We start from the raw sequence: 14,678 nt of genomic DNA on the forward strand, positions 1-14,678 counted from the left end.
ATACTCATCCCAGATTCTAGCCAACTATTTGAGCTGACAACAAAAAAAGAGATGAAGGCCAACACGATGTATGCTATATTGAACTAGTAAACATCCAACTACGCGAGAAGAGAATGGACCAACAACGGATTAAATCTACACTGGGCATAGATTCAACCAAGCGCTTTGTAAAAAAATATTTGGGATTCATAGCGTTATTGTTCAGTTTAATTATTACCACCATCTTTTACACGTTTAACTTGATGACAGTTGCTACAATTAAACAACAGTTGGAAGATGAAGGGCGTGCTTTTTTCACCGAGATAGTTAACACCCGACAATGGATTGCGAAGCACGGTGGCGTGTATGTCCCTTTGGAGTCGACAAAGGATGTCAATGAATATCTGAATAATATAGACGGCGTAGATGCTGTTATTGAATGCGGTGGACGTAAGTATACTTTAAAAAATCCCGCACTCGTCACTCGTGAATTGTCGCATACCAACTTGCACGGGGATCAACTTAAATACAAGATTACTAGCCTGAAATTAATGAATCCAAGCAACAAGCCTGATGACTTTGAAGTCGAGGCGTTAAACAAATTCCAGAAAGGGGTGACAAGCGTTTCTACAATCGCCGAAATGGATGGCAAAACTTACTATCGATACATGGCACCGTTAAAAACAGTCCGGGGCTGTTTAAAATGTCATGTCAAGCAAGGGTACAAGGTCGGCGATATTCGAGGAGGAATTGTCGTATCGATTCTTGCCGACAAGGTAGAAAAGAAAGTCTACCAAGCTCGTATTTTCATGATATTGGGGGGCATTGGAGTTGTTGCCCTAATGTTGCTCTCAATTCTCTATATCTCTCGTTGTTTCGTCAACGAACTATCAGTAGCTGAAAACAAGTTGGCAGAGATGGCCCTAACCGATGCCCTAACAGGACTTTACAATAGGCTAACTGCGATGCGTATGCTTAAAAAGGAAATATCGAGATCTCGGCGTGATGGAAGTGCCCTCAGTGTAGCGATTCTTGACATCGACTATTTCAAAAAAGTCAATGACACCTATGGCCATAGCGTAGGTGACGAAGTGTTAATTGCTTTAGCCCATACACTCCAAGAGCAAATACGGGAATATGACCTTGCGTGTCGTTATGGTGGAGAGGAATTTTTGCTCATCATGCCGGACACGACTGTTGACGACGCGATGACCGTGGTCTCAAGATTGCTTGCAAAAGTTCGTAGCATGCCTGTACGAACTAAAAAGGGTGATATAGCTTTTACCTTCAGTGCTGGGGTTGCGAATCTATGGGGCACAGAAGAAGTGGATAAATTCATTGATCGTGCAGATTCGTGTTTATATAAAGCCAAGGCTCAAGGACGAAATCAAGTTGTTGCAGCGAAATAGTAAAAATTGAGATTATTTGATAAAACATGGGTTTATGACACGATTAAAAAACAGACAAAACTCTTCAACAACTCTGCCGTTATCATGAACTCCACAGAATCCAGATAAGCCAACCATATTTTTTAAAACAGTTCACAGCCGAGGTCCCAGCCATAAAAGAAGACCAACCCAGACCATTTTTCATTTTCGACCCTATAGGAAATAAATGGGATTTACTTTTTATCGGTCTATTTGAATGGCAACTAAAATAAATTCATATTTATCTAGTCTTACGGTCAGATATTACTTCTTAACCGAACCTGTTCCTGTATGAAATATATTATGTTATGACCATGCTAACTGGTAATACTTTTTGCTGGTCAGAATAACCAATACATATCACAGGAGATATCATGGCTAATTTTCTATTTGTGCTGAGTAAAAATGACAATGAATCTGCAACCAGATGTTTTCAATTCGCTAAAATCGCTCATGGTAAAGGACATCATGTGGATATGTTCTTCATTGACGGTGGAGTGGAATGGGCAGTCACAGGCAGGGATTTAACCCAGAAAACAACTACTGGCGATTGTCCTCAAGATTATCTTCCATACCTGATAGAAAATGAAGTTAAGACGGGTATTTGTACTCCATGCGCTAACAACCGCAATTTAGATGAAGCAACCTTTCATTCCAATATGCAACTGGACGGAGGACCACACCTGATCGACATGGCAGCAGAAGCAAAAGTATTCAATTTTTAATTTCTGGAAGTACCCTTGGATTACGGTTCAAGGGTATTCCTATTCCGGAACTGGAATAAAACGAATAGAAGAACGACCAGTAAAATCCTACTACACATGAAGTAACTGTTTTTACTGAAATGTCTGGGCCCTCGGCATTTTACTTCTTATAAAGAAGGTCTGCTCCTGCGTCTGCCCAGTATGCTGGCCATCTTCTTTTGGTCTACTGGAAACATCACCAGTGTTTTTTATGCGCAGAACTCTGCGTATGTTTTTCACCAGTGACAAATCAGAAAAACACAACTGACAGAAGCGAAATCCAGAAAGTTGGTAGACCCACCTTTCAGTTTCAGGTGATGCCCCTGAAGAACTCAAAAACAATTTTGTATTCGTGCTGTCATATTTTAATCACAATCGATAACATTACCAGAGGCCCTAACCGGTCCTCACTTATAGCTATTTTCAGAACCTCAAACGTTAATATCATTAGTTAACACAAAATCCATATAATCGTTGACTCCATTCTTCAGATATTGATAAAAATTAGTAGTATTTTGATTTTTATAGAACGAACTTCAACTCATTTTAAACTGAAGGAGTCTATTATGGAATCAGGAATTCCCCTTTTAGGTGATAATTTTCCAGAAATGGAAGTCGTAACAACCCACGGAACGCTTAATTTACCTAGTGATATGACAGGAAAGTGGTTTGTGCTTTTTTCTCACCCTGCAGACTATACCCCGGTCTGCACTACTGAATTTGTAGCTTTTCAAAAACGCTATGCTGAATTCAAAGCTATGAATTGTGAATTAATTGGATTGTCAATTGATCAGGTATTCTCCCACATAAAATGGGCTGAATGGATTAAAGAGAACTTGGACGTAGAAATTGAATTCCCCATTATTGCTGATGATATGGGCAAGGTTGCCGCCAAACTTGGTATGGTCCATCCTGGAAAAGGAACTAATACTGTAAGAGCCGTTTTCATTGCCGATGATAAAGGTAAACTCAGGATTATGTTTTACTATCCACAAGAACTAGGTAGAAACATGGATGAGATTCTGAGAGCGGTTAAAGGAATGCAGACCTCTGATGCCAATGGAGTCGCAATTCCTGCAGGTTGGCCCAATAATGAACTTATAGGTGAGTCAGTTATTGTTCCACCTGCAAACAATGTAAAAACAGCCAAAGAACGCACTGGAGCAACTGATTGTTATGATTGGTGGTTCTGCCATAAGAAAATTTAAATATTTGAACTAACTCTTGTATGAAAAAAGGGTCGATTTATAGTAATCGACCCTTTGAATTTTTAGATGTAAAAATTAGCCCGAAATGATAACCCCATACCCATATTCACAGGCCCGGTATTGTCTGCATCAGCCTTCTATCCAGTAAATCTAATACTGCCACTGCTTCAATTCTCAGCCTGTATGATTTTGAATCCCCAAAATTCCACAGAATCCTAATATTTCTATTCCAGTCAAGTTTGGTTAATTCTAATCATCATCCGGCAGCATCAAGGTAATACAAGGTTTCATGTCATCATCTGGACCGCACTGGCAGATGACTTCTACTTCTTCAAGGGGCCTCGGCTGTGACTTGGTTAAAAACAACACCTGAAAGCTGATCCTGCTCTGGTCTAATTTATCCTGCATCGCCAACAAGCACATGGTGAATAGGTCATGCAGCCGTCCTTCTACGCTCTGCCCTTCGCCTTCAAGTCCGGTGGGTGGAGTGATGTATCGTTCATACAAGTTCAACGAAACAGCTACTGGAACCTTGAATCCGGTCTGCTTGGCCTGTTCGGTTACATCAATTAGATTTCCGTCTTCAATTGCCTGCTTTCTGGTATATGAAAAGATTACGTTGAACAGTGGATCGCAGTTAATTACCATCAGTAAATCTCCCTCAATTTCATATTGTTAAATAATCATGAAAATTGAAGGTTATCCTGGTTGGTTTGATTTGGTCACTGGGGGGATTTGATTATCTTTCGATTTTTTTGATGATTCTGGGGATCAGATGGTGATGCTGAGGATTGGTTTGATTTTTACTCCAGAAAAAAATGGTTAATTTGATTGAAAGGTTGAAAAATATATACATTAGCCGTATTTGTGATTGAGTTTCATGATTGTCTAATATTATTTTTATATTGAAATAAAGGAGTTAGTTTTGAGTCTAGAACTTTTTAGTCAAGGTGGTCTTTTTACTTCCGATTATTTGACCGACTCCATACAAAATGATTCTGAATGGAATAATTTGCCAGATTCAGAATTAGAAGAATTACGCACAAGAATTACTGCCCAATTTGATTCTTTCCATATAGAACAGGCTCGAAACGAAGCAGATACAGAAACTGAACTCATCTGGCCCATACTAGAAATTCTAGGCTGGACATCATATTTGACCCAACAAAACCTTTCAGTAAGAGGAAGACAAGATGTTCCAGACGTATTGTTATTTGAAAATGAAGAAAAAAAGGCTGAAGCGACAGCTCACAGTGAAGGCTGGAGAAGATTCGAGCTTGGAACTGTAGTTGTTGAATCAAAACGCTGGAAACGTCCTTTAGATCGAGGATCAAGTCGTGCCACCGAGCAAACCGCTCCTTCTACACAAATGCTTCGCTATTTGAGAAGAATTGATGATTTAACAAATGGAAGTCTTAGATGGGGATTCCTGACAAACGGAGCTAAATGGAGATTATATTTTTCTGGAGCTGCATCAGTTTCAGAACATTTTTTTGAGCTTGATTTAGCAACAATCCTTAACCTTTCTGGCTATAATGAAAATACAATCGAATTAGACGAAGAAAACAGAAAACACTGGTTCAAGGTTTTTGTTTTAATCTTCAGCAACAAAGCTTTTGTTGCTAGTGGGGCTGACCCAAGAACATATCATGAAAAAATTCTTGAAGAAGGTAAATTCTACGAAAAAAGAGTTGCAGAGAATTTATCGAACAAAGTTTTTGGAGAAGTCTTCCCAGACCTAGCAAAAGCTATTGCTCATGCATCTCCGGATGCTTCTTTGCAAGAAGTACGAAAAGGATCATTGATCTTACTGTATCGCCTTCTTTTCATTTTTTATGCAGAAGACCGGGACTTACTACCTGTTAAAGATCGTAGGTATGATGACTATGGATTACGTGAAAAAGTTCGTCTGGATATTGGAGCCAGAAAAGATGCGAACGACACCTTTTCAGATTCAGCAGCAAGATACTGGTCTGCGATAACCGATCTTTTCATCGCTATTGACCAAGGTGATGCTTCTATCGGATTGCCTCCTTATAACGGTGGTCTTTTCAATCAAGAAAAAACTCCAGTAGTTAATGGGATTCGAATTTCAGATGAAATTATGGCTCGTGTTATTGATGCATTATCATTCGAGCAGACCGATGAAGGTCGCAAATATATCAACTATCGAAATTTATCTGTTCAGCAATTAGGCTCGATATATGAACGTCTTTTAGAATTTGATCTTACTTATCAAGAGGGTGGAATTAACATCCAACCGAGTACATTCGCGAGAAAAGGATCAGGCAGTTATTATACTCCTGATGATTTGGTTCAACTCATTCTATCAGAAACATTGGAGCCGCTGGTTGAAAGAAGCAGAAAAGGTTTTACAGATAAAATAGTAGAGCTTGAAGACAAACCACTTTCGGAAGATCGAAAGATGATGCAGCTCAAAAACCAAGACCCTGCAACATCAATATTAAAACTGAAAATTTGTGACCCAGCAATGGGATCAGGTCATTTTCTGGTAAGCTTGGTAGATTATCTTGCTGATCAGGTAATTGAAGCAATGGCAGAGGCAGAACATACTGTTCCTATAGAATGGGGAGATTATATTTCTCCGCTGGTTGAAAGCATTGAATCCATTCGTAGAACGATTCTTGCCAATGCCGATGAACGAGGTTGGACGATTGACGATCAGCAGCTGGACGATAGGCATATTATACGTAGGATGATTCTGAAGCGTTGTATCTACGGTGTTGATAAAAACTCAATGGCGGTAGAACTTGCCAAAGTAGCCCTATGGTTGCACACATTCACAGTAGGTGCTCCTTTATCCTTTTTAGATCACCATTTAAGATGCGGAAACAGCCTCTTCGGTTCATGGGTTAAATCTGGAATCGAAAAAGCTATGGCGTACGAAAGCCCACTTCTACTTCAAGGGCCAATAGAAGAAGCTTTGGAAAGTGCTTCAAAAATGCAATTAATAGAAGGTTTGACGGATGTGGAAGTGGCAGAAGCCCATCGCTCCGCTGATATATTCAAACAGATTGAAAGAGAAACCGGTAAACTAAATGCGTTGTTATCCTTCATTCATGCACTTGAATGGCAAGATATTAAAAACAGAGATGACAAAGCAGCGGTGAAAGTATTCTTTAGTGACCAATTCGGTAACCCTTTGGCAATAGCAATGGGCAGCGAGAGCCCGAGAACACAAAGTGAAGCTGGAGAACGGTTTTCAGCAATACTGAAAAGCTGTAGAGAGTTGATAGACGAAGAAGATTTCTTTAACTGGCAAGTTGCTTTTCCGGGAGTATGGGAAAATTGGGAGTCAGATGAGCTTGAAGGTGGGTTTGATGCTATCATTGGAAACCCACCATGGGATAAAATGAAATTACAACAGGTAGAGTGGTTTGCGGATCGAAAACCTGAAATAGCAATGGTCCCTAAAGCAGCTGATCGCAAAAGACTGATAAAAGAACTCATAGACAACAATGACCCTCTAGCCACTGAATATATCAAGGCTTCAGAACATGCTTTAAGTGCTATCAAGATGGCTCGTAAATGTGGAGATTACCCTTTGCTCGCTAAAGGGGATATCAATTTATATTCGCTCTTTGTCGAACGAGCTATGGGCATAGTAAAGAAGGACGGTTTTATTGGGCTTCTTGTTCCTTCTGGACTTGCTTCAGATAAGACAGCATCAGATTTTTTTAAAGGTGTTGCAACCGAAGGACGGTTAAAGACACTATACGACTTCGAGAATCGTAGGACTAGGTATAATCTAAAACCTTTTTTTGAAGACGTTGATAGTAGATTTAAATTTTGTGCATTTGTAGCAAGTCCAGAAGAAACTCCTAATCCTGCGCGGTGTGCTTTCTTTCTTCAGGCTACCGAGGAGATAAACGACCCTGAAGTATGCTTTACCTTGAGCGCAGAAGACTTTGCACGAGTAAATCCAAACACAGGAACAGCACCTATTTTTCGATCAAGGCGTGACGCTGATCTGACAAAAAAAATATATGCAAATTCTCAAGTGCTAGTTGATCGTTCAGAAGGAACAGAGAAGAAAGCATGGCCTGTTAAGTATATGACGATGTTCCACATGACTAATGATTCCGGTCTATTTAGGACAATAGTAGAGCTTGAAGAAAAAGAAGGGGCTTACCCTCTGGGCGGAAATAGATTCGGTAGTGCAGAAGGAGATTGGGTTCCCCTATATGAAGGGAAAATGGTTCAAGCATATGACCACCGCGCTGCAAATATTGTAATTAACCCAGAGAACCAACATCGCCCAGCCCAACCAAACCCAGCTACAGATGAGCAACACTCTGATACTGGATGGTTGCCAGACCCGCAATATTGGGTTCAAGAAAATGAATGTGGATGGACAGAAAGCCAAGGATGGGTACTTGGATTTAAAGAGATAACAGCCTCAACGAATGTTCGAACAATGATTTCGGCCATTTTCCCTGAAGTTGGTTTTGGCAATAAAGTACCACTTCTTTGTACACTCCAAAAAGAGTGTGAGGAGTGGCTATTATGTGCAAATTTCAATTCAATTCCATTTGATTATGTAGCGAGACAAAAAGTACAAGGGCAAACTTTAAATTTGTTTATTGTTGAACAATTGCCAGTTATTAAACGATCTAAATACGCTAGTGTTAAATTTGGCCCTAAAACAGCTTCTGAGATAATTAAAGAAGCAGTCCTAGAACTAACCTACACAGCCAAAGACATGGCCCCATTTGCTATCGATATGGGACATGTTGATAAAGAAGGGAATGTACAACCTCCGTTCATCTGGGACAAAGAAAAACGACTTGTTTTGAAAGCAAAGCTTGATGCTGTTTTTTTCCATCTTTATGGAATCACAGATCGAGAAGACATTCGCTATATTTATTCCACATTCCCCATTATTCAGCGTGAGGAAGAGAAACTTTATGGCGGAGTATACAGATCAAGGAAACTGTGCCTTGCATATATGAATGCTTTGGCTGCTGGTAATCCTGATGCTGAAATTGCTATTTAAAAAGTTCAAATTCCATATTCTGGAAGAAATACCGGATAGGCATAAGTTGTAATAGAACTGCAAACTAGGAGTTGACCATATGGGTATAGAACTTTTCGCCAATCGCCCCGTAGAACCTGATACCAATGTATTACATTCACAATTCGAAAATATTGGCGGACTAGATGTTTTGCTCGAACTTTGGAGTTGGGATGGCATTATAGGACAATCTGCAATTCTCATTGAAGAGCAGGTCGCAGGACGTGAGAAGCCCGAGATCATAGAACTTATATCATCAGAAATTTCTCTAGGAAGTAACTATACAACATCTAAGGAATCTGGTTTCATATTCATTAATTACGGGTTTAAAGACAGTGATGATATTCTTCTTGGTGATGATTGAGAAGAATAAGCGAACCTAAGAATCATGCCAAAAACATGAGACAACCGGGATAGCTGCAGCATATTATAATAACAATCACAACACCACCCACCTACCCCGGTTGGCACCAAAGGTTGGCAGCACACCAAAAAACCCGCAAATAAACGCAGAAAAGGGTTAACTCTGAAAATGAGTTAACCCTATAATATTATACTAGCTTTGTACTAGATGGTGACCCCGGCAGGAATCGAACCTGCGGCACCAGGATTAGGAACTCTAGAACACCACCTTCACACGTCCGCACAGAAGCGCACTAACCACCTTTTATTCATTGACTTTATTCATCTTAGCACTCATCATTAGCTAACACAAGATCACACGTTTTCACTGCCAATCATCACAAAAGTGGTGGGAAAGTGGTGGGAAATTTCCTCTAAGGGGTATGTGCAATGGCTAAAACACAATGGGAAGCCTCAACCAAATTTAAAGGGGTTCGCTGGTACAAACATGGCACCCGTAAGCATGGCATAAAATTCGATCGCTGCTTTGCAATTCGGTACGCCCAAGGCGGAAAGCGATACGAAAGCGTGCTGGGCTGGGAGACAGAAGGATGGTCAGAAGAGACAGCCTACTTGAAAAGAGCTGAATACCTTCACAACCTCAAAACAGGTGAAGGCCCCTACTCCAGAAAAGATGAACTCGCTGCCGAAAAAGAAACCAATGAAGCAACCCAAAGGGCCGATCAGGAAAAAGCAGCTCTGGAGCGTCTTGAGGCCATAACCTTCGGTACTGTCTTCGATGCATACATGGAATGGGCAAAGACCAACAAGAAGCACTGGGGCAACGACGAATACCGTTATCGTGTCCACCTTGAAAAGCATCTCCACGACAAACGATTCAAGGACATATCCACTTTCCAGCTTGAAGAGATCAAAGCGAAGCTGCTCAAGAAGCTCGCCCCTGCCACAGTGAAGCACTGCATTGTCGTTATCAGGCAGGTCTATAACCGTGCTCAGGAAGGAAGTCTGGGTATCGATGGTAAACCATTCGAATGGGAAGGACTGAATCCAGTCTCCGGTGTTAAACTGAAAAACCTGGGTACACATAACGAAAAGATCCGCACCATCGACACACTTGATTCCAAGGAAGGCAAACCTGGGCGCGATGAGAAGCTGCTTATGGATATGCTTAAGGAGAAATCATTCATTACATATGGACTAGCTATGACTAGCCTCTACGCCGGTTTAAGGTTCGCTGAAGCTGCAAACCTGAGGTGGATGCACATTGACCTCATCAGCGGCCATATCAACTGTCTTGACGGAAAAGGCGGCTTAGATCGCAAGATTTTGATTCCGATCCACCCAAAACTGAAAGTTGAACTTGAAGAGCAGAAAAAACGCCAAAACTCCCCCTCACCTGACATGCTAGTCTGGCCCAACAGGAACGGCAGCACGGTCAACAAGATCAGCGCGACCTTCCCACGAGCAGTGAAAGAACTAGGCTTCAATAAAGGGATCGACGACAGACGCATGAAGCTGGACTTCCACAGTCTGCGCCACAGCTTCGCAACCAGACTGGCTGACGCAGGCACTCCCCTAACCGTGCTCCGAGACTTGCTGGGCCACCGCGACCTGACCATGGTCTCCAGATACGCAAAATCCAGCCAAAGCATCGCCGACGAAGCCATTGCCCGTATCGGCGTCACCGACACCTAAAAATAAAATGCCGCATTGTCCGAAGACAGTGCGGCATCTGAAGTATCATCAGAAGCAAGGCTCAAGCTAACGGCTGCAACCCTCTTCATCAAAACCCAATGCAAACCAGTACGGCTTAAAGCTGTCCAGCACGAGTCTCTCGGTCATTTCCAAGAACGGACCATAGTCGAGCTTCACACAAGCATCTTCCAAGGCTTCGTAATAGGACAACCGCTCAGAATTCTGAAATACAACCGGCGGAAACCCACCTTTCATCAACTCAAGGTTCATCAGCAGCCGGGAAGTACGGCCATTACCATCAGCAAAAGGATGGATCTTCACGAAATCAACATGGACACGGGCAGCACGCTCAACAACGTGCAGTTCAGCTCCGTCCCCGCTGTACCACGCCATGAATCGGTCCATTTCATCCGTCAGATTCAGAAAGTCCGGCGGGACATGCTCGGCACCAGAGATAGTCACGTTCACTGTGCGAAACACCCCGGCATTCCGATCATCAATACCCTTCAGTATAAGACTATGGATTTCCTTGATGGTACGAACATCCAACGGATCACCCTGCTCCACCAAAGCATAAACAAGGTTGATAGCTTGGGCATGGTTGGTCGCCTCAAGATGCTCGGCAATGGATTTACCGCCAACGGTCACGCCTTCAAGCACGACCTTGGTTTCCTGAAGGGTAAGCGTGTTTCCCTCAATGGCGTTGGAGTTGTAGGTCCAGCGCAGGGCCAGATCTTCACGCAGGTTCTTGACCACTTCGGGCGGAAGCGGCCTGTGTGCGTCGAGGCGGGATTTGAGAGTATCGATCATTATTGTATTCATGTTTAGAACCTATTTTACACCCAACATCTCAAGATCTAAAACATATCCACGAACAGACTTCCTCTGCCCTGGGAGCCATTTAGCAGTAGTAAGCCCCCCCTTCTTGTCAGGAACGAGAATTCCTTCACCTTTAAGTAGTTCAGCAAATTCTTTTTTAGGAATAGTCCTGCAGAAAAGCAACTCAAATTTAGGAGTAAGTATCAAGCAAAGTTCTCTTCTCTTGTCACAGAATCTATACCCATCGAGTTCACGCAGAGGTGCAGGGGTATCAATACTTTCTATTTGCAACTTCCCAGGTACCGAAAACATCCCTACCATTTCCGACAAAGCTTTTTTCTCTACTCTAGTCCTTTTCTGAAACCAATCTCCGTAATATTTTGAGAACATACTTTTAAAATCAAAAGCATCACATGCAATGTTTACCATCCCCTTAACAGCCAGCAACTCACCTATGCTCACAATAACTGAAAATAGATTAGCAATATTTTTATGTTCATCTTCTTCTGGGATGGGCCGAATAGATTCAAAATAAGACTCAGGCCCCATGTTTGTTTTAGGTGAAACTAAACATCTTTTTTGTAACACTAGTTCAGACTCAACTTCTTTAATAAACAAGCTACTTATTACTCCATAAGTACCAAAGCAAACATCTTCTGTAATTTCAGGGAAACATTCATCTAGTTCAATATTAATGATACGCTGTTTGTATTTATCTAGATCATCAGTTGCCTTTAGCTGCCTTTCTCCAGTTGAAATAGAGACATGTCTAAAAGATTGGTAATCATGAGAGGCCTCTCCTGCAGCAAAGATCCTCTTCAAAAGGAGCATATACTTCCTAGCGTATTTAGCATCAATCTCACCGAAACACAGCAAGCTATCATTATGTAACCGTAAAATATCTTCAAGATGGTCCTGAGTATTTTGAAAATTTCTAACAAATGCCTGAGTCCCCCATAGACTACTTGCTAGGTGCGAAATAGTTCTCCTCTGAGAGTGCGTACCTCCCCAAAAATGAAAAGCACAGCTAGGCAAATCATAAAGTCTCAAATAAATACCAGCCAATGCAGTCCCATACACAAAAAGTACAGCACTTATATATTGTCCTGTAAGCAGCCCAGCTTGATCGACTCCATCTTTGTAGGCATAAGGATTTGTAACTCTTTTAGATGGAATAAACCCATATTGAAAATTAAAATTCGGATCTTGATCTATACCAGCATAAGTACGATGAATCTCTTTTGGAAAAACATACAAAGAATCATACCAGCCAGCACGATCCACAAGAAGATTCGTAGGCAAGGTACTCCCCAAACGATTCTTTTCCTCTAGAATGTAAGATTTAAACAAATTCTCGCAATCGTTATGGGGAGATATCTTTAGCCCCCGCAGCCTCAACGATTTACAAAAATCAGCCTTCCCTATGTCCTCACAAAGTACATTTACCCGGTGCTCAGCTGAAGACGAATCTTTGAACCAAATTTGATAAGCCCACTGCTGCCGGACAGGATCATACATTTTCTTTTCAACATAAGCTTCAGCTGACAAACGCTTACGCCCACCTCCCATACTTTCTGGTAAACACGCATAGACACCATCAGAAGAGACTTGAAATGAAATCGTTTCATACTCAAATCCAGAACAGGAATAAGGGAGTGCTAATGGGGTAGTAACACCACAATTCTCCGGGCACTTTGTCCCAAATATTTGCTGAAGTTCACTACATTTGCAGACAGAGATGGAACGGGTGTCAAGTCCTTTAAAAGCTTCATCTGAAGCCCTCATATTCCCATTCTCCACCCCCAAAAGTACGCATAGCCATCTAAATGAATGTATTCCAAACGTATCAACAACAGAAGCAAGAAAATTCATTTCATGCTCATCTCTCCAAGAAGTAGTCCCAACAATATCCGTCAAAATTCGACACTTACGCAAATACTTGAAATTGGGACGAGCTTGATTCTTAATCCCAGCCTTAGCCGAGGCTCTGGAAAAAAAATGCGATAAAAAAGATAATTGTTTTTTAATTACCGGCCCAAAAGATTGTCCACATCCACAACAATTATAAAAATTTTCGCTATCGTAGCCTAGAGCTAACTTCCTAATAAATTCATGATCACTCTCAATTACACCAAAACAAAACTCATTGTTGGTACAGGTATTAAAATCTGCTACAGAAATTCGGTTACAGTATTCGACATGTGTTTCCCTTAAAATATACACTGGCTTATTTTTAATGATATAATCAGCTAACACTCTGTAAACAGCATCCCCTCCAGAAATCCAAGGAAAAGACACAAAAGAACTCATCAAAACACCAATATACACATATCCTTTATTGTCACTTGATACACATACATCATCATTCATCAAAATATATTCATCAATGAGATAGCGTATAAAGCTAAGGATCTCAGAAGCATTTCTATTTAAGACATTGGGAATACTAAAGACTAAATTACCATTCATTAAAGCACTTGAATTCCCTGCAGCATATACAAAAAAATCCCTTATATAGACATATTCCGGTTCAAACTTTGTGTCTACTGGATGAAAATCCTCCTCGAGTGCCATACCAATTTGTGCCACACACCGTATAAAACCTTTACAATCGCCATCTGCCACGACAGAACCCCGCAGTTATTACTTCTGTGCAAAAATATCAACGCCCACTATTTTAGAGCCACATTATCTCTTCATACTAAATACATAATATTTATTCATACAGAATACAATATCAACTCATACAAAATACTAATTAATAAATACAAAATACAATTTAGAGCAAAACCTATTTAATCGAGTAAATACAGGACAATACACAAGACTTAAGCATTAATTAAACATGATAAATTTTAATAAATAATAATATTGCATGTACCCCTGACTTGGTCAGACATTTCAGAACCAGCAACTCCCCTTCATTAATATATAGAATCGCAATCCGTACAAATCATCTAGATTTTACCTCAGAAGCAATAGCCCCCCAGCCAAGCCTACGCTAGCAGCCCGAATGTACACAAAAATTATTCTTTATCAGCTCTCGGTATCCTATGAACTTGTAACCATAGGAGATGTTGATGGAAAATCTTAAAAATCAACTAGTTGAATACCTACCGCCTGTCTTTGCTGCAACCTCTCTGGACTCACTCACCGGCAATGCCATGAAATGGAGAACTGTTCAGAACATCAGGGCGAGGGTCAGAACGGGAAAGGGGGCTTCTGGAGAAAGTATCCCAAATGAATGTTTCCTGCGTGACGGTAAGCGTAAAGTGCTGATTGTACGTGACCCGTTTCTAGACTGGTGGTTGGCAAGATTGAGCTATGACGAATCGTTTGAGCCAGAAGGAACTGGCGATGAATGATCATCACCAACCAAAGCCGACATCAATATATTTATTAACACCTT

General features: G+C 41.1%; 10 protein-coding genes. 7 read left to right on the forward strand and 3 right to left on the reverse strand.

Annotated elements, in window-relative coordinates:
- Positions 1 to 113: 113 nt before the first annotated feature.
- The 3 genes from ACKU35_RS15520 (at position 114) to ACKU35_RS15530 (ending at position 3,357) form a co-directional block, all read left to right on the forward strand.
- On the forward strand, positions 114 to 1,388 hold the full coding sequence (locus ACKU35_RS15520; protein ID WP_319760584.1) for a diguanylate cyclase: 1,275 nt from the start codon (positions 114 to 116) through the stop codon (positions 1,386 to 1,388).
- 392 nt (positions 1,389 to 1,780) lie between these two features.
- Positions 1,781 to 2,131, forward strand: a complete 351-nt coding sequence (locus ACKU35_RS15525; RefSeq protein WP_319760586.1) for a DsrE family protein — start codon at positions 1,781 to 1,783, stop codon at positions 2,129 to 2,131.
- Positions 2,132 to 2,715: 584 nt separating this feature from the next.
- A complete protein-coding gene (locus ACKU35_RS15530; protein ID WP_319760587.1) occupies positions 2,716 to 3,357 on the forward strand; it encodes a peroxiredoxin in 642 nt (213 codons plus the stop codon).
- A 249-nt stretch (positions 3,358 to 3,606) separates the two neighbouring features.
- Here ACKU35_RS15530 and ACKU35_RS15535 read toward each other — a convergent pair whose 3' ends face one another.
- Positions 3,607 to 4,005: a DUF6573 family protein gene (locus tag ACKU35_RS15535; protein ID WP_319760589.1), complete on the reverse strand. Its 399-nt coding sequence runs from the start codon at positions 4,003 to 4,005 to the stop codon at positions 3,607 to 3,609.
- A gap of 277 nt (positions 4,006 to 4,282) precedes the next feature.
- Here ACKU35_RS15535 and ACKU35_RS15540 point away from each other — a divergent pair, with 277 nt between their 5' ends.
- From ACKU35_RS15540 to ACKU35_RS15550, 3 genes are all read left to right on the forward strand, one after another.
- On the forward strand, positions 4,283 to 8,374 hold the full coding sequence (locus ACKU35_RS15540) for an Eco57I restriction-modification methylase domain-containing protein (protein WP_319760591.1): 4,092 nt from the start codon (positions 4,283 to 4,285) through the stop codon (positions 8,372 to 8,374).
- A gap of 79 nt (positions 8,375 to 8,453) precedes the next feature.
- Positions 8,454 to 8,756: a hypothetical protein gene (locus ACKU35_RS15545; RefSeq protein WP_319760593.1), complete on the forward strand. Its 303-nt coding sequence runs from the start codon at positions 8,454 to 8,456 to the stop codon at positions 8,754 to 8,756.
- Positions 8,757 to 9,184: 428 nt separating this feature from the next.
- Positions 9,185 to 10,450, forward strand: a complete 1,266-nt coding sequence (locus ACKU35_RS15550; protein ID WP_319760595.1) for a tyrosine-type recombinase/integrase — start codon at positions 9,185 to 9,187, stop codon at positions 10,448 to 10,450.
- Positions 10,451 to 10,516: 66 nt separating this feature from the next.
- Here ACKU35_RS15550 and ACKU35_RS15555 read toward each other — a convergent pair whose 3' ends face one another.
- Both ACKU35_RS15555 and ACKU35_RS15560 read right to left on the reverse strand, forming a co-directional pair.
- A complete protein-coding gene (locus ACKU35_RS15555; RefSeq protein ID WP_319760597.1) occupies positions 10,517 to 11,272 on the reverse strand; it encodes a Fic family protein in 756 nt (251 codons plus the stop codon).
- Positions 11,273 to 11,281: 9 nt separating this feature from the next.
- Positions 11,282 to 13,894, reverse strand: a complete 2,613-nt coding sequence (locus ACKU35_RS15560; RefSeq protein ID WP_319760599.1) for a DUF927 domain-containing protein — start codon at positions 13,892 to 13,894, stop codon at positions 11,282 to 11,284.
- A 455-nt stretch (positions 13,895 to 14,349) separates the two neighbouring features.
- Between ACKU35_RS15560 and ACKU35_RS15565 the strand changes: the two genes are divergently transcribed.
- Complete coding sequence (locus ACKU35_RS15565; RefSeq protein ID WP_319760601.1) at positions 14,350 to 14,634, forward strand: hypothetical protein; 285 nt, start codon at positions 14,350 to 14,352, stop codon at positions 14,632 to 14,634.
- Positions 14,635 to 14,678: the final 44 nt, after the last annotated feature.

Source organism: Maridesulfovibrio sp., from assembly GCF_963676065.1.
Lineage (GTDB): Bacteria > Desulfobacterota > Desulfovibrionia > Desulfovibrionales > Desulfovibrionaceae > Maridesulfovibrio.

Bases quoted from the DNA above. Each gene is read 5' to 3' on its own strand.
- ACKU35_RS15525 (WP_319760586.1), top strand. From the start codon at position 1,781: ATGGCTAATTTTCTATTTGTGCTGAGTAAAAATGACAATGAATCTGCA.
- ACKU35_RS15535 (WP_319760589.1), bottom strand. From the start codon at position 4,005: ATGGTAATTAACTGCGATCCACTGTTCAACGTAATCTTTTCATATACC.
- ACKU35_RS15565 (WP_319760601.1), top strand. From the start codon at position 14,350: ATGGAAAATCTTAAAAATCAACTAGTTGAATACCTACCGCCTGTCTTT.
- ACKU35_RS15555 (WP_319760597.1), bottom strand. From the start codon at position 11,272: ATGAATACAATAATGATCGATACTCTCAAATCCCGCCTCGACGCACAC.
- ACKU35_RS15550 (WP_319760595.1), top strand. From the start codon at position 9,185: ATGGCTAAAACACAATGGGAAGCCTCAACCAAATTTAAAGGGGTTCGC.
- ACKU35_RS15520 (WP_319760584.1), top strand. From the start codon at position 114: ATGGACCAACAACGGATTAAATCTACACTGGGCATAGATTCAACCAAG.
- ACKU35_RS15545 (WP_319760593.1), top strand. From the start codon at position 8,454: ATGGGTATAGAACTTTTCGCCAATCGCCCCGTAGAACCTGATACCAAT.
- ACKU35_RS15530 (WP_319760587.1), top strand. From the start codon at position 2,716: ATGGAATCAGGAATTCCCCTTTTAGGTGATAATTTTCCAGAAATGGAA.